Here is a 19456-nt window from a genome sequence, read left to right as displayed (position 1 = left end):
CCTCGGGGGAGGTGGGGCCACCCGCTGCGGGCGCGCCGCCTGCGGCCGGCGCGCTGGCCACGCCGAGCGCGCGCGTGCGCGAACCGGCGGCGAGCACCAGCACGCCCGCGACCGTCGCGCCGACCGCGAAGGCGGTGGTCGTGCCCGCGTGGTCGACGAGCACGCCCGCCACCGCCGCCCCCACCGCGACGCCGAAGTTCACGGCGGTGTTGGTCCAGGTGGTCGCCTCGGTGCGCACGTGTTCGGCGGTGAGCGCGTCGGCGAGCAGGTACGCCGTGATGACCGTCGGAGCGAGGAACAGCCCGAGGCCGAACAGGATGACGCCGAGCGTGATCTGGTCCGGCGCGAGGGCGGCGATGGCGCTGACCGCGACGAACGCGATGCTCAGCACGGTGAGCCGGATCGCCAGCGCAGGCTTCCAGGCGCGGTGGCCGTAGACCAGCCCGCCGACCGCGCTCCCCGCCGCCAGCAGGGCGAGCAGGATGCCGGACGCCGCCGCCATCGACCGTTCGGCGGTGAACGCGGGCACAGCCGTCTCGACGGTGCCGATCACCAGGCCGACCCCTGTCAGCGCGACCAGCACCGTCGGGAAGCCGCGCTGCCGCAGCGGGCGTTCGTGCGCGTGCGCTGTCGTCGTCGCCGCGCCCTTCGCGCGCACGTGCCTGTGCAGGCAGAACAGCGCGGTCCCCACGAACGCCACACCGGCCGTCGTGAAGAGCGCCGTCACCGGCCCGGCGACGAACACGAGCAGCCCGACCAGCAGGGGGCCGGTGGTGAACAGCAGCTCCTCCGCCACCGCATCCAGGCTGTACGCGCGGGGCAGGATGCGCGCATCCGGGGCGATGGACGCCCACATCACACGCATGGTCGACCCGAGCGGCGGCGCGAACACGCCGGCGACCGCCGCGAGGACGATCAGCAGCGCGGCCGGGGCGTCGGCCAGGCAGCCGAACGCGGTGGCGACGAGGGAGGCGGAGAACAGCACCCCCATCACCAGCAGCGCCCTGGTGGGCCCGAACCGGTCGACGGCCCGCGCGCGGGTGGGGGAGGCGATCACGTTGGTCACGCCGAACGCGCCGGTCGCTGCTCCGGCGGCGGCGAAGGTTCCCGTCGACGCCTGCACGCTGAGCAGCAGCGACAGCGAGACGGTCGCGAACGCGAGCCGCCCGACCAGCGCGGAGCCGAACAGCGCGGCGGCGCCCGGAATGCGGAGGACGTCGGCGTATGACCCGCGGCTCACTGCGCGTCTCCCTGCGCCAGCTCGAACAGCGCCAGCGTCGCCGCCACCCGGTGGGTTCCGGCGGTGCCACTGGGCTGGGCGGCGTCGGCCAGGACGATGCCCGCCTCCCGCACCAGCGCCTCCACCTTGCGGTACGCCGCGTCGTCGATCGAGAACTCCGCGTCGGTGAAGGTGGAGCGCGTGCCCGGCGCCTGCAGCACGGCGCGGCGGGCGAGCTCTGCGCTCATGGCGAGGAACAGTTCGGGGGCTCCGGCCATCCCGAGGCGCTCGCCGCTGGTGGGATCGTGGCGGTAGCGCTTGGCCTTGCCGCCGCGGATCGCGACCTCCTCCACCACGTCGACGAGCCCGGCGTCGTGCAGCCGCCGGAGGTGGTAGCTCACGTTCGCCTGGGTGTCGCCGAGCTCGCGGGCGGCCTCCGCCGCGCTGAGGGCGGCGCCGCCGAGGAGCGAGAGCAGCCGCAGCCGCAGTGGATGCGCGAGAACGCGCAGGTCGCGCAGCTCGCGCGGCGCAGACGGGTGCGTCTGGGTGTTCTGGTCGGTCACCCTGCCAGTCTGGCCACTCGCGCAGCAACTGTCAAACAGTTCTTTGGGAGTCGAGTCGCGCCGCTAGCCTGTCCAGGCAGTCGCTCCACCCCTCCACGTGGTCGGCTGCCGCCTCCTCCGACGCGAAGCCGTCGTGCACGACGGTGATCGTCGTGGCACCCGCCGCGCCATCCGCCGTGCCGCCCTCGCCCGCCGCCGGCACCACCTCCACCAGCGTCACCGCCACGCGCGTCTCCTCCGCCTCCCCGTCCCAGCGCCAGGTCAGCTCCAGCCGCTCCGGCTCCACCGCCCGCAGCACCGTCCCGGATGCGCCCATCGCCGTCGGCGCCGACCGGATGCTCCACGCGCCGCCCTCGCGCGCATCCATCGTCGCCGTCGTGGCGAAGCGGGGCGGCCAGAACCACGAGGCCAGGGCGTCCGCGGACGTGAACGCCTCCCAGACCAGCGGCCGGTCCGCCGCGACGGTCTTCGTCACGCGCGCGCTGTGCTCGCCCGTCGCATCGCTGTGCTCGCCCATGGCATTCCGTCGCTTTCCATGCATTGTTGTGGACAGAGGCACAATCGGCACCCCCGCGATTGGAGCATTCCGCAAACCAGTCGCGGCGCATCCGGCTGCGGTTTGTAGGCCGCGCACCGACGACTTCGCGAACGGGGATGCTCGTCGTAGCGTGACGATATCCCGCACGAGAGCGAAGAGGAACCCTGATGGTCGATACCGCCGAGCGCACGACTCCGTCCGCGAAGAAGCCGACCGCCCCGGTGGCGGACCCCCGATCGGCAACCACTCCGCCCGGCGATCCGTCCGCGCGTGTCGACGTCGAGGCGCTCGGGCGTCAGCTGCTCGGCGACTGGGCCGAGATCCGGCTGGCGTCCCGCGAGCTGTCCGGCCGTCCGGAGATGCAGAAGGTCGAGGGGCTCAGCCTCAACGACCAGCGCGCCCGCACCTTCGAGCAGCTGAAGCTGCTGGTCGAGAACGGCCAGGTGCACCGCGCGTTCCCGAAGAGCGTCGGGGGCGGGGACGACAATGGCGGCAACATCGCCGGCTTCGAGGAGCTGGTGGTCGCCGACCCGTCTCTGCAGATCAAGTCCGGCGTGCAGTGGGGGCTGTTCGGCGCCGCCGTGCTGCAGCTCGGCACCGCCCAGCACCACGAGAAGTACCTGCCGGGGATCATGTCGCTGGATGTGCCTGGCGCGTTCGCGATGACGGAGACCGGGCACGGCTCCGACGTCGCCAGCGTCGCCACCACGGCCACCTACGACGAGGAGACCCAGGAGTTCGTCATCGACACCCCCTTCCGCGGGGCGTGGAAGGACTACCTGGGCAATGCGGCGAAGGACGGCATCGCGGCCGTCGTGTTCGCGCAGCTCATCACCAAGGGCGTCAACCACGGCGTCCACGCCTTCTACGTGCCGATCCGGGATGCGGACGGCGCGTTCCTGCCCGGTGTCGGCGGGGAGGACGACGGCCTCAAGGGCGGTCTGAACGGCATCGACAACGGCCGCCTGCACTTCACCGGCGTCCGCGTCCCGCGCACCGACCTGCTCAACAAGTACGGCGACGTGGCGGAGGACGGCACGTACTCGTCGCCGATCAGCAGCCCGGGCCGCCGCTTCTTCACCATGCTCGGGACGCTCGTGCAGGGTCGCGTCTCGCTCGACGGCTCCGCTGTCAACGCCGCGAAGGTCGCGCTGAAGATCGCGATCACCTACGGCAACGAGCGCCGCCAGTTCACCGCGGGAAGCGAGACGGACGAAGAGGTCATCCTCGACTACCAGCGCCACCAGCGCCGCCTGCTGCCGCTGCTCGCGACCACATACGCGGCCGGGTTCGCGCACGAGGTGTTCCTGCACAAGTTCGACGACGTGTTCAGCGGGCGCGCGGACAGCGACACCGACCGCCAGGACCTCGAGACCATCGCGGCGGCCCTCAAGCCGCTGTCCACCTGGCATGCGCTCGACACGCTGCAGGAGGCGCGTGAAGCCTGCGGAGGCTCCGGCTTCCTCACCGAGAACCGGCTCACCTCCCTGCGCCAGGACCTCGACATCTACGTGACCTTCGAGGGCGACAACAACGTGCTGCTGCAGCTCGTCGCCAAGCGGCTGCTCACCGACTTCTCGCGCAAGTTCGCGAAGGCGGACACCGGCGCGCTCGCTCGCTACGTCGTCACCCAGGCGGCGGGCAAGGCCTACCACGGGTCCGGCCTCCGTTCGGTCGCGCAGACGGTCAAGGACTTCGGCTCGACCGCCCGCGCCGTCAACTGGCTGCAGGAGCCCGCCACCCAGCGCGAACTGCTCACCGACAGGGTCGCGACGATGATCGCCGACGTCGCCGGCAAGCTGCGTCCGGCATCGAAGCTGGGCAAGAAGGCGGCGGCCGACCTGTTCAACTCGCAGCAGAACGAGCTCATCGAGGCGGCCCGCGCCCACGCGGAACTCCTGCAATGGGAGGCGTTCACCGACGCCCTCGAGCAGGCTCCGGATGCGGGGACCCGCCAGGTCCTGACCTGGCTGCGCGACCTGTTCGGCTTCGGGCTGATCGAGAAGCACCTGGCCTGGTACCTCATCCACGGTCGTCTGGCTCCGCAGCGCGCGCAGGCGGTCACGGCGTACATCGACCGGTTGCTCACCCGCCTCCGCCCGCACGCCGTCGACCTGGTGGATGCGTTCGGTTACGGGCCGGAGCACATCCGTGCTGCGATCGCAACGGGCGCAGAGGCGGAGCGCCAGGCGGAGGCCCGCGCCTACTACGCGGACCAGCGCGCCTCCGGCACGGCCCCCACCCCGGAGAAGTCGCCCAAGCGCTGACGGCCGGGAGCGAGGAGCGCGGCTGCCGGCCTACAGCAGCCCGAGGGCGCGGACGGCGTCGCGCTCCTCGCGGAGCTCGGCGACCGAGGCGTCGATGCGGGCACGGGAGAACGCGTCGATGTCGAGGCCGTCGACGATGCGCCACGCGCCGCCCTCCGAGCGGACGGGGAACGACGAGATCAGGCCGGCCTCCACACCGTACGAGCCGTCCGAGACGACGCCGGCCGACGTCCACCGCGAGCCTGTGCCGTCGACCCAGTCGCGCACGTGGTCGATGGCGGCGCTCGCCGCGGAGGCGGCGCTCGACGAACCACGCACCGCGATGATCTCCGCCCCTCGCTTCGCGACCCGGGGGATGAACTCGTCCGCGAGCCAGCCCTCGTCGACCAGGTCGGTCACCGGGCGGCCGTTGACGGTGGCGTGGCTGATGTCCGGATACTGGCTGGCCGAGTGGTTGCCCCACACGATCACGCCGTCGATCGCCGACACCGGCACGCCGAGCTTCACCGCGAGTTGGGCGACCGCGCGGTTGTGGTCGAGCCTGGTCATCGCCGTGAACCGGTCCGCCGGCACATCCGGGGCGTGGGCGCTGGCGATCAGCGCGTTCGTGTTCGCGGGGTTGCCGACCACCAGCACGCGGACGTCGGATGCTGCACCCGCGTTGATCGCGGCGCCCTGCGGACCGAAGATGGCGCCGTTGGCCTCGAGCAGGTCCGCGCGCTCCATGCCGGGGCCGCGCGGGCGCGCGCCGACCAACAGCGCGATGTTGACGCCGTCGAACGCGGCGGTGGCGTCCTCGGTGACGCTGAGGTCGTGCACGAGCGGGAAGGCGCCGTCCTGCAGTTCGAGCGCCGTGCCCTCCGCGGCGGCGCGGCCCTGCGGGATCTCCAGCAGCCGCAGGCGCACGGGCACGTCCGGCCCGAGCAGCTGCCCGGACGCGATGCGGAACAGGAGGGCGTAGCCGATCTGCCCTCCCGCCCCGGTGACCGTGACGGTGACGGGGGCTCGGCCGGTGGTGGTGGCGTCGGCGGTGTTCTCGGGGCTCGCAGTGCTCATGCCGCCAGCCTATGACGGGCCACCAACCCGTACTACCGTGGCGGGCATGACCTTCAACCCGAACGCCGACATCAGCGGTGGGAAGACCAAGCGGCGCGGGCGCACCGCCGGGATCGCGGCCGGTGGCGTCGGACTCGGCGCCATCGCCATCCTGCTGCTCTCGCAGCTTCTCGGCGTCGACCTCACCGGGTTCGTCGACGGCGGGGCGTCCCAGGGCCAGACCCAGCAGATCGGCACAGGGGAGGAACTCACCGACTGCACGACCGGCGCGGACGCCAACGCGCGCATCGACTGCAGGATGAAGGGCGCAGCGGCATCCATCGAAGCGTTCTGGACCACCGAGATGCCGGCGCTCGGCGGCTCGTACACCTCCCCGCAGTTCGTGCTCTTCACCGGCCAGACCGGCACGGGATGCGGCGCTGCGTCGAGCGCGACCGGCCCGTTCTACTGCCCGACCGACCAGACCGTGTACGTCGACACCGCGTTCTACGACGAGCTGCGCACCCGCTTCGGGTCGAGCGGCGGCCCGCTCGCCGAGATGTACGTGGTGGCGCACGAGTGGGGTCACCACATCCAGAACATCGGCGGGATCATGGATGCGCACCCCAGCCGTTCCAGCGGCGCGGCCTCCGACAGCGTGCGGCTGGAACTGCAGGCCGACTGCTTCGCCGGGGCGTGGGCGGGCGCGGCGTCGACCACGAAGGACGAGAAGGGCGTCCCCTTCCTCCAGCCGATCACCGAGGCCCAGATCCAGGATGCGCTCAGCGCGGCCTCCGCCGTCGGAGACGACCGCATCCAGCGCGCATCCACTGGCGACATCCAGCCGGACACCTGGACGCACGGATCGTCCGAGCAGCGGCAGCGCTGGTTCTCCACCGGGTTCCAGAACGGCGCGGCGTCCTGCGACACGTTCTCGGTGCGGGCGGGCTCGCTGTAGCCTCGGGCGTATGCGCACTTTCTACCCCGAAATCGAGCCATACGACTCCGGCCTGCTCGACGTGGGCGACGGCCAGCAGCTCTACTGGGAGACGAGCGGAAACCCGGACGGTAAGCCGGTGGTGTTCCTGCACGGCGGCCCGGGCGGAGGCACGAACCCGAACCAGCGGCGCGCGTTCGACCCGGAGAAGTACCGGATCGTGCTGTTCGACCAGCGTGGCTGCGGCAAGAGCCTGCCGCACGCCAGCGAGCCGGAGGCCGACCTCAGCGCGAACACCACCTGGCATCTCGTGGCCGACATCGAGAAGCTGCGCGAGCACCTCGGCGTTGAGCGGTGGATGGTGTTCGGCGGTTCGTGGGGGAGCACGCTCGCGCTCGCGTACGCCGAGACGCACACCGACCGGGTGACCGAGCTGGTGCTGCGCGGCATCTTCACGCTGCGTCCCGCCGAGCTCGACTGGTTCTACGAGGGAGGGGCGGCCGCGCTGTTCCCGGACCTGTGGGAGGGCTTCGTGGAACCGGTGCCCGTCGCCGAGCGCGGGAGGCTCATCCGGGCGTACAGCAGGCTGCTCAACGACCCGGACCCTGCCGTGCACATCCCGGCGGGTGTCGCGTGGTCGCGGTGGGAGTCGTCGACGATCACCCTGCTTCCCCGGCCGGATGTGGTGGAGAGCTTCACCGAGCAGCAGTACGCCGTGGCGTTCGCGCGCATCGAGAACCACTACTTCATGAACGGCGGCTGGTTCGAGGAGGAGCAGCTGATCAGGAACGCCCACCTGCTCGCGGACATCCCGGCCGTGATCGTGCAGGGCCGGTACGACGTGTGCACCCCGGCGATGACGGCGTGGGATCTGCACCGTGCGTGGCCGGAGGCCGACTTCCGCATGATCCCGGATGCGGGTCACGCCTTCGACGAGCCGGGCATCCTGGATGCGCTGATCGAGGCCACCGACCGGTTCGCCGGGTGAGTGCGATGCAGACCGTTCTGCGCAATGTGCGGCCGTGGGGTGGGGAGGCGTCCGACCTCCGGATCGCCGACGGTGTGATCGTCGCGGTCGAGCGGCACGACCCGGCGGCGGAGGCCGTGTCCGGCGACCCGGGCACCCGGTTCATCGAGGGCGACGGGCTGCTGGCCCTGCCCGGACTGGTGAACGCGCACGCCCACCTCGACAAGAGCTGGTGGGGCAAGCCGTGGGTGTCGTACGGCGGCGAGGCCACCACGCAGGGACGCATCGAGCACGAGCGGGCGCACCGGCGCGAGCTGGGCATCCCGAGCGGCGAGAGCACGCTGGCGCTGCTGCGCGCGCTGGTGGAGCAGGGGACGACGGCGTTCCGCTCGCACGTCGACGTTGACCTCGGGGTCGGGCTCGACGGCATCCAGGTTGTGCGGGAGGCTGTCGCGGCGCTCGGCGTGCCGGTGGCGCTGGAGATCGTGGCGTTCCCGCAGGACGGCGTGCTGCGCAGGCCGGGCGTGCTCGACCTGCTCGACCGCGCAGCCGCGGAGGGCGCGGAGCACATCGGCGGCCTCGACCCGGCATCCATCGACCGCGACCCCGTCGGTCAGCTGGACGCGCTGTTCGACATCGCAGACCGGCGCGGCGTCGGCATCGACATCCACCTGCACGACGGCGGGGAGCTCGGCGCGTTCCAGTACGAGCTCATCATCGAGCGCACGCGCGCGACCGGGCTCGCCGGGCGGGTGAACGTGGCGCACGGCTTCGCCATCGGCGAGCTGCCGGAGGCGCGGCGGCGGGCGCTCATCGACGGGATGCGCGAGACCGGCGTGTCCATCACCACGGTCGCCCCGATCAACGCGCCCCGCCTGCCGCTCGCCGAGCTGCGCGCGGCCGGCGTGCCCGTCGGGCTCGGCACCGACGGCATCCGGGATCTGTGGGGACCGTACGGGGACGGCGACCTGCTGCGGCTGGCGGCCAGGCTGGCGCAGCTGTCCGGCTTCCGCCGCGACGACGACCTGGTGGATGCGGTGCGCGTCGCCACGAGCGACGCCGCGTCGTTCGTCGGCAGGGCCACCCACGACCTCACGGTCGGCTCGGTCGCCGACGTCGTGCTTCTCGACGCCCAGAACGTGCCGGAGGCGCTCGTCGCCGCGCCGCCCCGCGCGCTCGTCCTCGTCGCGGGCCAGGAGCTCCCCGCCTGACCCAAAAAATCGAGTCCGAACTTGTTCACGCGACACGCCGAGGCGGGGCGTGAATAAGTTCGGACTCGATTGTTTCGGGGTCAGCCGGCGAGGACCGCGAGGGCTCGGCGGAGCGTGGTGGACGACGTGGTCATCGTGTACGGGAAGTAGACGACCTCGACGCCGACGGCGGCGAACTCGCGTTCGAGGCGCAGGCCCTTCTCCGTGCCGCGCCAGTCGTCGCCCTTGAAGAACACGTCGAACTGCAGTTCGCGCCAGGTGTCGAGCTTGTCCGGCACCGTCTCGGCGACCGCCTCGTCGACGAAGCCGATGTTCCGCACGATCTCGAGCCGCTCGGCGAGCGGAATGACAGGGTCGATGCCTTTGACCTGCCGCAGCATCTCGTCGGACACGACGCCCGCGATCAGGTAGTCGCACTGGCTCTTGGCGTGCTTGAGGATGTTGAGGTGTCCGATGTGGAACAGATCGAACGCCCCTGCTGCATAGCCGACGCGTCGGGTCACGGGCTTCGCCTTCCGGGTTGAGGTTTCCTCACCTATTCTGTCGAATAAGTGAGAATTTGTCACCCCATCCGCGAAACTCGCTCCGTCGAGCTAGGGATGCGTGCTCAGCAGCACCCGCGCGATCCTCCCGGTGAGCGGTTCGATCTGTCCGAGCGATGCCACATACGCCGACCGCCCGCGCCCGTACGGGTCGAGGATGTCCCCTTCCACATACCCGCGCCTGGTCGCCGCCCCGCGGTTCGCGACGGCGGCGCTCGGCCGGTGCGATGCCGCCCACGCCGTCAGCTCCCGCGCGGTGACCGCAGCAGGCTCGGGATGCGCGTCGGCGGCATCCGCGAACTCCGTCAGCGTGAAGGCCCTCCGCACCGTGCCCGGCGCGGCACCCACCGCCCACTCGCGGTGTTCGCGGGTGGCCGTGAGGATGAGGTCGGCGGAGGAGAGCAGCGCGCGATCCGCCTGCCGGGAGACGAACTGGTCGCTCTCGATGCCCCGCTCGGCGAGGAGTTCGTCCATCGGGGAGGAGATGCCCCATCCGGTCATCGCGTGCGTGCCGGCCGAGCTGACGGCGAAGCGCTCGTCGCCGGCGAGGGCGTGCGCGAGGAGCAGATCGGCGGCGGGGGACCGGCAGATGTTCCCCGTGCAGAGCGTCAGGATGCGGAAGGTCGGTGCTGGCACCCGACCATTCTCGCGGACCGCCGCGATGGATGCGCTTACCACGCGACGCAGGGGCCTTCAGGCTGGCAATCCCCTGAGAGCGGTGGCCCTCTAAGTGGGTCTGTGAGAGCGCTTCACCCCTGTGTTTTCCTCAAGAAAACGTTTGTTGGCCAATCTGAATGGCGCGCTATCTCGCGGATCGCGCCACCCGAATGGGGGGTCGCTGATGGTGAGAGCAATCGTGAGACACGCGGTACGCTTATTGATTTATGTTTCGCGCGGGCGTATCCCGTCTGCTAGCGTGCTCAGCAGCATTTCAGTAGTCGTTGGTCTCACCTACTGTTCCATCCCCACAACGACGAAAGTTTGGACAGACGTATTGATGATTCGTCAGCCTGCCCACCGTAATGAAACCCCCAAAAAGAACCGCAGACTCGGATACGGAATCGCCGCCGGCGCTACCGTCGTGGCTGTTGCGGCCTTCGGGCTGCCCGCGCTTGCAGCGACCGCAGCTCCACTGAGCTACCAGGTCGGTCAGCGCATCGTCGCCGACTCCCTCGACCGCACCCAGCCGAACGGCTGGGGTGCAGCCCAGGTCGGCGGCAGCTACTCCCTCAGCAGCAGCAAGTCGTTCTCCGCCGACGGGAAGACGGGCGTCATGGCGCTCCCCCGCCCGGGTTCGTCTCTCACCGCCGCGCTTCCCGCGGTCAGCGCGAACGATGTGACGGCGTCGACCACGATCGACGTGCCGCGCATCCCGACCAGCGGCAACGGCGTGTACGCCGGTCTGCAGCTGCGCCTCGCAGCAGGGTCGTACTACCAGGCGAACGTGCGCGTCGGCGCCGGAGGGAACCTCACGCTCACGATCGTGCGCGTCAACGGTTCCACCGCCAACCAGACGACGGTCGCACCCGAGGTGCGTGTCGCCACCGGCCTGAAGCCCGGCGCCAGCGTTCAGCTCGAGTTCCAGGCGACGGGCACCAACCCGGTCGCCCTCTCGGCACGTGCCTGGCAGAACGGCGCGGCCAAGCCCAACTGGCAGGCCACCGCATCCGACAGCAGCGCTCAGCGCATCCAGCGCGCGGGCAGCCTCGCGGCCTGGTCGTACCTGTCCGGTTCCACCGCCGCCCAGAACGTCGCCTTCGACAACCTGAGCGCGAGCACCCTGGTCCCCGTCACCACGACGACCCCGGCTCCCGCCCCGACGAAGCCGCCGACCACGACGCCCGCCCCGGCGCCGACCACTCCGGCCCCGGCTCCGACCACCCCGGCGAAGCCGGTTCCCCCGACGACGCCCACGCAGCCGACCCAGCCCACGCAGCCGGCGCCGTCAGCGGACCCGTCGATCGACACCACCGGGATGCGCGTCGCGGCAGGCGCAGCGGCTATCGGAAGCACGTCGTACGCCGTGCCGGCCAACGCGGTCGTCGTCTCGCCCTCCGGCTCGGACTCCGCGGCGGGCACCGTCGCTGCTCCGTTCCGCACGGTGCAGCGCGCGCTCGACGTGGCACCGTCCGGCGCGACCATCGTGCTCCGCGGCGGCACCTACCACGAGTCGGTGAACGTGCCGTCCGGCAAGGCCATCACCGTGCAGTCGTACCCGAAGGAAGCCGCCTGGTTCGATGGCAGCTCCGTGGTCGGCGGCTGGGCGAAGTCCGGGACGACCTGGGTCGCCTCCGGCTGGAACCACGTCTTCGACGCGAGCCCCACGTACGACCGTGGAGCATCCGACGGTACGGCAGCGGGCTGGCAGTGGCTGAACCCCGCATACCCGATGGCCGCGCATCCCGACCAGCTGTTCGTCGGCGGGGTCGCGCAGACGCAGGTCTCCAGCCGCGCCGCCGTCAAGCCGGGCACGTTCTTCTACGACACGGGAGCCAAGGCACTCGTGATGGGGTCCGACCCGACCGGCAAGGAGGTCCGCGCGAGCGACCTGCAGAAGGCCATCTCGGTCGGCAGCACCGGCTTCACCCTGAAGGGTGTCGGCGTGCGCCGCTACGCCCCGTCTGTCCCTGACATGGGCACGGTCACCGACTACAAGGGCGGCGCGACGTTTGAGAACGTCTCGTTCCTCGACAACGCCACCACCGGGGTGTCGGTCGGCGGCTCCGGCAACACCTTCCGCCAGGTGACGGCGGCCCGCAACGGCCTGCTCGGCATCCACGCGAACAACTCGGACAACCTCAAACTGACGGGTGTGCTCGCGGCCAACGACAACAGCGAGAACTTCAACACATCGCCCGTCAGCGGCGGCGTGAAGATCACCCGGTCACGCGGGGTCGACGTCCGGTCGAGCGCGTTCCTCAACAACGCCAGCCACGGCCTGTGGTTCGACGAGTCGGTGTACGGGATGACCGTCGCGGGCAACGACTCGCTCAACAATGTCGGCAACGGCATCGTCATCGAGATCTCGGCTACGGCCAACCTCGTCGACAACGTGGTGTCCGGGAACCAGAAGTCCGGCATCAAGCTGAACGACGTGAGCAACGCGCAGGTCTGGAACAACACCATCTCGAACAACGTGCGCAACCTGGACATCACCCAGGACTCGCGCCGTGGGGCGAACGCGTCCGACGCCGGTCACGACCAGCGTCAGGCCTTCCCCGACCCGACGATGACCTGGATCACCGGCCCGATCTCGATCAGCAACAACGTGATCTCCGGTGGCTCGGGCAACTGCCTGCTCTGCGTCGAGGACTACTCGCACCAGTTCTCTGCGGCCCAGATGAAGATCACGGCGGACCACAACCTGTACCGCCGCCCGTCGGCGAACGCGCCGTCGTGGGCAGTGATCTGGTCCCGTGGGGCCGGTGACCCGGCGATCTACCCGACCTTCTCCGCCTTCACCGCGGCGACCGGTCAGGATGCGCACAGTGTGCTCCAGGAGGGTGCGGCGTCCGCGGCACCCACCCAGCTCACCGGCATCGCCGCGGCGCTCACCAGCGTGCCGACCGGTATCCCGGCCGCGCTGGCCTCCCTGGCGGGCAAGCCTGCAGGAAGCGTCCACCTCGGGGCCTGGTAGCCCGGAGCTCCACCCCGCAGCACTCGAGCCCAGGGTTCTTCGCCTCACGACACCGTCGTCAGGTGGGAACCCTGGGCTCGCTGTCGTCGGGGGCGGCTCAGACCGGGGCGGGCACGTCGGCCAGCTCTGCGCGACGGCGGCGCAGATCGCGGGACACGAACCAGAGGTTCGGGATCACCTGGCACAGCAGCACGCTGACCGCGGAGCCGACGATCGGCCCTCCGGCGCCGATCACGCCGATCAGCCACCAGGAGAGGCCGAGGTTCAGCGGGATGCTCGCGAGGATCGGCCAGACCTGGAAGGTGAGGCCGCGCTGGTCGGTCATGTACATCCCGACCGGGTACTTGGCCGCCTGCAGCGCGACGAACACGACGAAGCCGCCGATCAGCCACGGGTCGAGCGTGAGCGCGTCGCCGGCGATGAACTTCGTGAGCCAGGGCGCGAGCACGGCGAGGGCCAGCCCGATGGCGAGGCCGCCCGCGAGGAACCAGATCGTCGGCTTGAGCGGGGACTCGACCCTGCGCTCCGAGCGGGCGCGCGCGTAGATCGGCCAGAGCGCGACGCCGGCCGCGGCGATCGTCTGCACGGCGAGGCCGAACAGCTGGGAGGCGAGGTTGTACTGCGCGAGTTCTGTCCCGGTGGTCAGGTGGCTGAGCAGCAGCCGGTCCGTCTGCATCGCGATCGGCAGCGCGACCATCTGCACGAGCATCGGCCAGGCGACGCCGATGGCGGGCACGCCGGGGTAGCGGCGGGGGAACGGCACCTCGCGCAGCGCGGCTCCGACCTGTGGCTTGATCATCCTGGCCGCCACCAGCAGGCAGATCAGCGACGCCAGCCCGTTGGCGATGTAGGAGAGGATCGCGATGAAGCTCCCCGCGGGCGCTGACAGCGCCACCAGCGTCGCGATGCCGAGGAACATCGCGGGCGCGACCACGGCCTGACTCGCCACCTGGGTGCTCGTCTTGCCCAGCCCGACCAGGATGCGCGAACCGACGCTCAGCGGAAGCACCAGCCCGAACGTGCCGAGGCAGAGCATCGCCGCAAGGCTGCCGCCGTCCGGGAGCAGTCCCTGGCCGAGCAGCAGCGGCCACCAGCCGAGCAGCGAGATGACGATGCCGATCCCGATGATCGTGGCGCCGGACAGCAACAGGATGCGGAACGCCGTCGTCAGCGTGCGCCGCACCACGGGGTCACTGCGCGGGTCGGAGGAGCCGGCGACCGCGTTGATCGCGACGGCGGCGATGCCGAGGTCCGCGAACGGCAGCAGGGCGGGGAGCGCGGCGAGCAGCCCGTACTGGGCGTACGCGTCGGTGCCGAAGTTCTGGATGATGAGGCGGCTGTTGACGATGCCGATGATGCCGGAGACGCCCATCACGAGCACCTTCATGACGGCCGTCGATCCGACCGACTTGAGCATCCCTGTGCCTGCGGCCCTCGCGTGGCTCATCGGGCCACCGGATGCGCAGGGTCGTCGAATAGCAGGCGTCCCGCCGCGATCCGCCCGTCGACGGCGGGCAGCGTGGCGAGGATGTCGGCCTTGGCACGGTCGGCGTCGACGGCGGCGGCGATCGCCCCGGCGATGCGCGCGGCGCTCGCGTCGGACGGGAGCACCCTGTGCCGCTTCTCGCGCAGCCAGTCCGCGATGCCGGTCTCGTCGGTCGTCACGATCTCGCAGCCGTGCGCGAGCGCTTCGACGATGGGCAGGCCGACCTGTTCGCGCCAGCCGGGCATCCTGCGCGACGGGAGCACCAGGGCGTGCGCGGTGCGGAGGTGCGCGTGGATCTCGGAGCGGGGAGGGTCGACGTGGAGGGTGATCGTCGGGTCCGCGGCTGCTGCGGCGCGGGCGTCGTCGAGCTGGCTGCCGGTGCCGAGGAGGGTGAGCCGCGCATCCGGCCTGCTCTCCCGGACGAGCGGCCAGGCGGCGAGCACGTCGCTGAAGCCTTTGCGCGCTCCGAAGTTGCCGAGGAAGACGACGCTGTTCCTGTCGCCGTTCGCGGTGTCCGAGTCGTCGACGCAGGGGCACGGGCTCGGCAGCGCCTCGACGGTGGCGTGCCGCCGCGGCTGGGTGCGGAATGACTGCGCGTACAGCCCGTGCGCCCCTGCCGTTCCGAACACCGCGTTGTCGACCCTGCGCCAGACGTACTCGGCCAGGAGGCGTTCGATGCCGCGGCGCACGCGGGTCTTGAAGCGCGGAGGGGTGGTCGCGAACGGGTCGAGGTTCTCGATGGCGTACGTGGCGACGGTCACGCGGCGGCCGCCGACGATGCGGCGGAGGCCGATGGCGAAGAGGGTGACGGCGGTGCGGGGCAGCGCATCCAGGTAGAGCGGCTCGTTGATCTCGAGGTGGGTGATCCTGCTGGTGAGAGCGAGGCGCGCTGCGGCGATGGTGCCGGCCTGGGCGAGCTCGAGGCCGTCCGTGAGGTCTTCGTCGAAGTCGTAGCGTTTGCTGCGGAAGACGATCGCCGCAGGCTCCAGCTCGCGCGCCCGCTCCAGGTGCACGCTGCGCACTTGGTCGTAGAGCCGCACACGGGGGTGCTGCAGGCTGGTTGCGGTGGCCATCTCGTCGAACGTCCTTCGGCCGGCGAGGGTCGGTTCGCTGGCTCTGTCGAACGAGCTTAGGACGAATCCGGATCAATAACGAGCATTTCTCATCAAATGTCCCCTGCTTGTGGGGGGCGCATCCCGGTGGGCCTATTGTGGGTGGCACCATGACAGCCGCAGAGCGAATCGTCGTGCAGCAGTCGTTCCCCGACCCGCGGCCGACCACGAACCCGTACATCATCATGCTGCGCGACAGTCTGCGCTCGACCCCCGACCTGGAACTGCGCACGTTCTCCTGGAAGAAGGCGCTGCTCGGCCGGTACGACGTGTTCCACGCCCACTGGCCGGAGATCCTCGTCGCCGGCCAGAGCAAGCCGAAAGCGTTCGTCCGGCAGGCGCTGTTCGTGCTGCTGATGTGGAAGCTCGCGCTCACGAAGACGCCCATCGTCCGGACCACCCACAACATCCACCTGCCCACCGGCATCTCCCGCCGCGAGCACGCCCTGCTGCGCTGGTTCGACGACAGGACCACCCTGCGCATCCGGCTGAACCCGACCACCGAGTTCGCGCCGGGCGTCGAGTACGCGACCATCCTGCACGGCCACTATCGAGACTGGTTCGCCGCATATGCGAAGAGCTCCCCGCAGCAGGGACGGGTCGGCTACTTCGGGCTGATCCGCCGCTACAAGGGCGTCGAAGAGCTGCTGGATGTGTTCGCCGCCGTGCCGGGGGACGACCTCCGGCTCGAGGTCGCAGGCAAGCCGTCGAGCGACGAACTCGCCACCTCCGTCCTGGAGCGCGCGGAGCGCGACCACCGCGTCGACGTCACCCTGGCATTCCTGCACGACGCCGAGATCGTCGAGCTGGTCTCGCGGGCGGCGCTGATCGCTCTGCCGTACCGCGAGATGCACAACTCCGGAGGCGCCCTCACGGCGCTGTCGCTCGACCGCCCGATCCTCGTGCCGGACAACCCGACGACGGCGGCGCTCGCCGAGGAGGTCGGCCAGGCGTGGGTGCACCGGTACACCGGGGCGCTGACTCCGGATGCGCTGGCCGCCGCCATCGCGGATGTCGCGGAGACGCCGCCGGCGGGCAGACCGGACCTGAGCGCGCGCGACTGGGCGAAGGCGGGCGAGCAGCACGCGGACGCCTACCGTCAGGCGATCGCCCTGGCGGGCAGCAGGGCGGCGAGGCGACGCTCGGTCAGTGCGTGAAGCGGGCCTCGCGCACGAGCCTGCCGCTCGCTGCGACCTCACCGAGTGACCGCAGGCTCAGTCCCTTGTCCGCGTAACCCGCGGCGACGGCCGACACCAGTCGCCCCTTGTCGAGCTCGGGCGCCGGCCCGTCGTCGACCCCGTCGACCGCGTCGGCGAACCCGTCGTGCCCGAGGATGATCGCGCCGCGCTCACCCTGCACGGCGAGCCGCAGCCGTTCCTCGGTCGATGTCGTGCGCCAGTCGGCGAGCGTCGGCCCCCACAGCACGGGGGTCATCCCGGCGGCCCTGGTCGCCCGCCAGATGCGCATGTTCTGCGCGCCGTACGGCGGGCGGAACCAGCGCACGGGGACGCCCGCCGCGTCTTCGAGCTCGGAGCGGCTGTCGCGCATCCTGGAGCGGATGCTGTCCGGAGGGAGGGTGGTGAGGCGCCGGTGGTCCGGCCCGTGGAGTGCGATCTCGTGACCGGCGGCCACCACGTCGCGCAACAGCGCGGGCGCGCGGCGGACGCGGGTGAGCAGCACGAAGAACGTGGCCGTCGCTCCGGCGTCGCCGAGCGCGGCGAGCACCTTCTGCGTGCCGCCGTCGACCGGCCCGTCGTCGAAGGTGAGCGCGACGAGCGGTGCGTCCGTCCGCACCCGCATCACGGAGCCGACCGGCGCGCCGACGCGGCGCACGGCCGTGGCGGCGCCGTTGCGCAGCCTGTGCAGCGCGCTCATGCCGCGGCCTCCGTGCGCGCGTACTCCTGGTAGACGCCGCCGAACGCTCCCCAGATCATCCCGAGTCCCCGGTATGCCGCCCGCGAACCGCGGGCCTGATGCCGCAGGGAGCCCGTCACGATCCCGAGCGCGACCCTCAGCACCCCGCCGACGACCCTGGCCGCGCCGCCCGCGACCGCCCACAGGCGCGCGGCGAGCATCCCGCCGGCACCGTCGGCGAGCCGCAGGCGCACCACGGCCGCCGAGTTGCCGTGACTCCACGCGCGCCGCAGCACCCACCGCCTGTTCTGCCGTGCGGGAGGGACGAGGTCGGTGATCACGGACTCGTTGCACCACACCATCCGGAACCCGGCGTGGTGCAGCTGGCGGCTGAACAGGGTGTCCTCTCCGCCGCTCAGACCGAGATCGACGGCGAACCGCACTCCGCTGCTGCGCACCTGATCGAGGTCGAGCAGCAGGTTGCCCGCCGCGGCGACGTCGATGTCCGTCCCCGTCGGCAGCGAACGCCGGGTGAAGAAGTCGCCGGCCTTCAGCCACGGGTCGAGCGGTCGCTCGAACGCCGCGACCACCCTGCCGGCCACGGCGGCGGCCTCCGACGCCTCCCACACCCGCACCAGCTGGGTCAGCCACCCGGGATGCGGCCGCTCGTCGTCGTCGATGAACGCCAGCAGCCGCGACCCGGACGCCTCGTCGATGGCCCGGTTGCGCACGGCGGCGATCCCGGGGTGCGGCTCGACGACGTACCGCACGCCCTCCACCGCGGACGCCGCCGCCCTGCCGCTTCCCTCCGGGTCGTTGTCGACGGCGAGCACCTCGACGGTGTAATCGCTATCGTCCTCCGCTTCGAGAGCGCGTCCGTGCGCGACGAGGGCGGGCAGCAGCTCGCGCAGGTCGTCAGGGCGGTGGTATGTGGGCACCGCGATCGTCAGGTTCGGCACAGGGACAACCTATCCACAGTCGGCCGCGTTCGTCTGCCCCGGGCCGGGCAGCACCCCCGTGATAGCATCCGCGGATGGTCGGACAGCTCGCGGTCGTCGTGGTGAACTACGGCTCGTCGTCCCTGCTGCGCGCCAACCTCGTCCCGCTCGCCGACGCCATGCCGAAGGCGCGTTTCGTCGTAGTGGACAACTTCTCCGACGCCGGCGAACGCGCCGCCGTCGTCGCTCTCGGCGCCGAGCGCGGCTGGGTGATCGTCACGCCGGAGGGCAACCTCGGTTTCGGGCTCGGGATGAACGCGGGCGTCGACGCCGCGCGCGCGGCCGGTGCGACCGATTTCCTGCTGCTGAACCCGGATGCGACCATCGCGCGGGATGCGGTGGAGACGCTCGCCGCCGCTGTCGCCGCCGAGCCGCTTGCCCTGCTGGCCCCGCGCATCCTGCGGCCGGACGGGTCCGTCTGGTTCGACGGGTCCGACCTGGATCTCGGTGACGGGCGGATCACCGCGACGCGCAAGCGGGCCGTCGCCGACGATCCGCGTCTCGAGCAGTGGCTGTCCGGTGCCTGCCTGATGGTGTCCGCCGAGCTGTGGGATCGCATCGGCGGGTTCGGCGACGGGTACTTCCTGTACTGGGAGGACGTGGAGATGTCCTATCGGGCGCGCAGGGCGGGGGCGAGCGTCCGGGTGGTGGATGCTGCGGTCGCCGTGCACGCGGAGGGCGGCACCCAGGGCGACGGGCTGGAGAGCGCCGGCGCCGCGAAGTCCGAGGGGTATTACTACTTCAACATCCGCAACCGGCTGGTGTTCGCGTCGCGGAATCTGGATGCGGCGACCGTGCGGCGATGGAGGCGGGCGAGCCTGCCGATCGCGTGGGAGGTGCTGCTCCAGGGCGGGCGGCGCCAGTTCGCGCATCCGGTCGCTCCGCTCCGGGCGGCGTTCACCGGTGTCAGGGACGGGTTGCGGGCGTCCCGAAAGAAGTGAGAAACACTCGCCCCCCGAAGAAGGGGGCATTCAATGAGGATTTCTCGGATTAGACTGGCGGGGCAACAGCAGCCCGACGCTGAAGCGATCCTTTCCACCCGTGGTGTGCCCCGACTCGGTCCAGTCGGAGCGCGGACCGTGCCGACGTC

At 71.1% G+C, this 19456-nt stretch carries 17 protein-coding genes; 7 read left to right on the top strand and 10 right to left on the bottom strand.

All coding sequences use genetic code 11. The annotated features are described in order from the left end of the window. The 3 genes from B7438_RS08450 to B7438_RS08440 all read right to left on the bottom strand — a co-directional run. On the bottom strand, window positions 1–1240 hold a 1240-nt coding region (locus tag B7438_RS08450), incomplete at its 3' end, for an MFS transporter (protein ID WP_085369099.1). Next, window positions 1237–1782 (bottom strand): helix-turn-helix domain-containing protein, encoded by a 546-nt coding sequence (locus B7438_RS08445; RefSeq protein ID WP_218775152.1) that lies wholly within the window; start codon window positions 1780–1782, stop codon window positions 1237–1239. The genes B7438_RS08445 and B7438_RS08450, both read right to left, overlap by 4 nt. 31 nt (window positions 1783–1813) lie before the next feature. Next, entirely contained in the window at window positions 1814–2299 is a 486-nt protein-coding gene (locus B7438_RS08440; protein WP_143465732.1) for an SRPBCC domain-containing protein, read from the bottom strand. 188 nt (window positions 2300–2487) lie between these two features. On the opposite strand from B7438_RS08440, the gene B7438_RS08435 reads away from it, so the two are divergent. Continuing rightward, window positions 2488–4587, top strand: coding sequence for an acyl-CoA dehydrogenase (locus B7438_RS08435; RefSeq protein WP_085369097.1), 2100 nt, complete (start codon window positions 2488–2490; stop codon window positions 4585–4587). 30 nt (window positions 4588–4617) lie between these two features. Here the strand turns inward: B7438_RS08435 and B7438_RS08430 are convergent, their stop codons facing one another. Then, the gene (locus B7438_RS08430) at window positions 4618–5643 is read right to left on the bottom strand and encodes a malate dehydrogenase (RefSeq protein WP_085369096.1); all 1026 of its coding nucleotides are present in this window, start codon (window positions 5641–5643) and stop codon (window positions 4618–4620) included. 46 nt (window positions 5644–5689) lie between these two features. On the opposite strand from B7438_RS08430, the gene B7438_RS08425 reads away from it, so the two are divergent. Genes B7438_RS08425 through B7438_RS08415 form a run of 3 tightly spaced genes read left to right on the top strand, consistent with a single transcriptional unit; the run spans window position 5690 to window position 8737 of the window. After that, a complete protein-coding gene (locus tag B7438_RS08425; RefSeq protein WP_085369095.1) occupies window positions 5690–6580 on the top strand; it encodes a neutral zinc metallopeptidase in 891 nt (296 codons plus the stop codon). Between the two features lie 10 nt (window positions 6581–6590). Continuing rightward, complete coding sequence (pip, locus tag B7438_RS08420; RefSeq protein WP_085369094.1) at window positions 6591–7547, top strand: prolyl aminopeptidase; 957 nt, start codon at window positions 6591–6593, stop codon at window positions 7545–7547. A gap of 5 nt (window positions 7548–7552) precedes the next feature. Then, window positions 7553–8737 carry an amidohydrolase gene (locus B7438_RS08415; protein WP_085369093.1) on the top strand — a complete coding sequence of 395 codons (1185 nt, stop codon included), beginning with the start codon at window positions 7553–7555 and terminating at the stop codon, window positions 8735–8737. An 80-nt stretch (window positions 8738–8817) separates the two neighbouring features. Here B7438_RS08415 and B7438_RS08410 read toward each other — a convergent pair whose 3' ends face one another. Both B7438_RS08410 and B7438_RS08405 read right to left on the bottom strand, forming a co-directional pair. Next, window positions 8818–9240, bottom strand: coding sequence for an adenylyltransferase/cytidyltransferase family protein (locus B7438_RS08410; RefSeq protein ID WP_085369092.1), 423 nt, complete (start codon window positions 9238–9240; stop codon window positions 8818–8820). Between the two features lie 90 nt (window positions 9241–9330). After that, window positions 9331–9915 (bottom strand): hypothetical protein, encoded by a 585-nt coding sequence (locus tag B7438_RS08405; RefSeq protein WP_085369091.1) that lies wholly within the window; start codon window positions 9913–9915, stop codon window positions 9331–9333. 445 nt (window positions 9916–10360) lie between these two features. On the opposite strand from B7438_RS08405, the gene B7438_RS08400 reads away from it, so the two are divergent. After that, a complete protein-coding gene (locus B7438_RS08400) occupies window positions 10361–12916 on the top strand; it encodes a right-handed parallel beta-helix repeat-containing protein (RefSeq protein ID WP_256921930.1) in 2556 nt (851 codons plus the stop codon). Window positions 12917–13013: 97 nt separating this feature from the next. Here the strand turns inward: B7438_RS08400 and B7438_RS08395 are convergent, their stop codons facing one another. Further along, entirely contained in the window at window positions 13014–14363 is a 1350-nt protein-coding gene (locus B7438_RS08395; RefSeq protein WP_085369089.1) for an oligosaccharide flippase family protein, read from the bottom strand. Continuing rightward, on the bottom strand, window positions 14360–15475 hold the full coding sequence (locus B7438_RS08390) for a glycosyltransferase family 4 protein (RefSeq protein ID WP_256921929.1): 1116 nt from the start codon (window positions 15473–15475) through the stop codon (window positions 14360–14362). Before B7438_RS08390 ends, B7438_RS08395 begins: the two co-directional genes overlap by 4 nt. A 149-nt stretch (window positions 15476–15624) precedes the next feature. Here B7438_RS08390 and B7438_RS08385 point away from each other — a divergent pair, with 149 nt between their 5' ends. Continuing rightward, on the top strand, window positions 15625–16671 hold the full coding sequence (locus B7438_RS08385; RefSeq protein ID WP_085369088.1) for a glycosyltransferase: 1047 nt from the start codon (window positions 15625–15627) through the stop codon (window positions 16669–16671). On the opposite strand, the gene B7438_RS08380 is transcribed toward B7438_RS08385, so the two are convergent. Next, the gene (locus B7438_RS08380) at window positions 16661–17389 is read right to left on the bottom strand and encodes a polysaccharide deacetylase family protein (protein ID WP_085369087.1); all 729 of its coding nucleotides are present in this window, start codon (window positions 17387–17389) and stop codon (window positions 16661–16663) included. The two genes, B7438_RS08385 and B7438_RS08380, sit on opposite strands and share 11 nt — an antisense overlap. Further along, window positions 17386–18327, bottom strand: coding sequence for a glycosyltransferase family 2 protein (locus B7438_RS08375; RefSeq protein WP_085369086.1), 942 nt, complete (start codon window positions 18325–18327; stop codon window positions 17386–17388). The genes B7438_RS08380 and B7438_RS08375 overlap by 4 nt, the downstream gene beginning before the upstream one ends. Before the next feature lie 74 nt (window positions 18328–18401). On the opposite strand from B7438_RS08375, the gene B7438_RS08370 reads away from it, so the two are divergent. Continuing rightward, complete coding sequence (locus B7438_RS08370) at window positions 18402–19307, top strand: glycosyltransferase family 2 protein (protein WP_085369085.1); 906 nt, start codon at window positions 18402–18404, stop codon at window positions 19305–19307. Window positions 19308–19456 lie beyond the last annotated feature (149 nt).

The organism is Leifsonia sp. NCR5 (assembly GCF_002105485.1).
GTDB lineage: Bacteria > Actinomycetota > Actinomycetes > Actinomycetales > Microbacteriaceae > Leifsonia.
The sequence above is the reverse complement of the archived record's forward strand: the minus strand, read 5'-3'. Positions and strand labels throughout refer to the sequence as shown.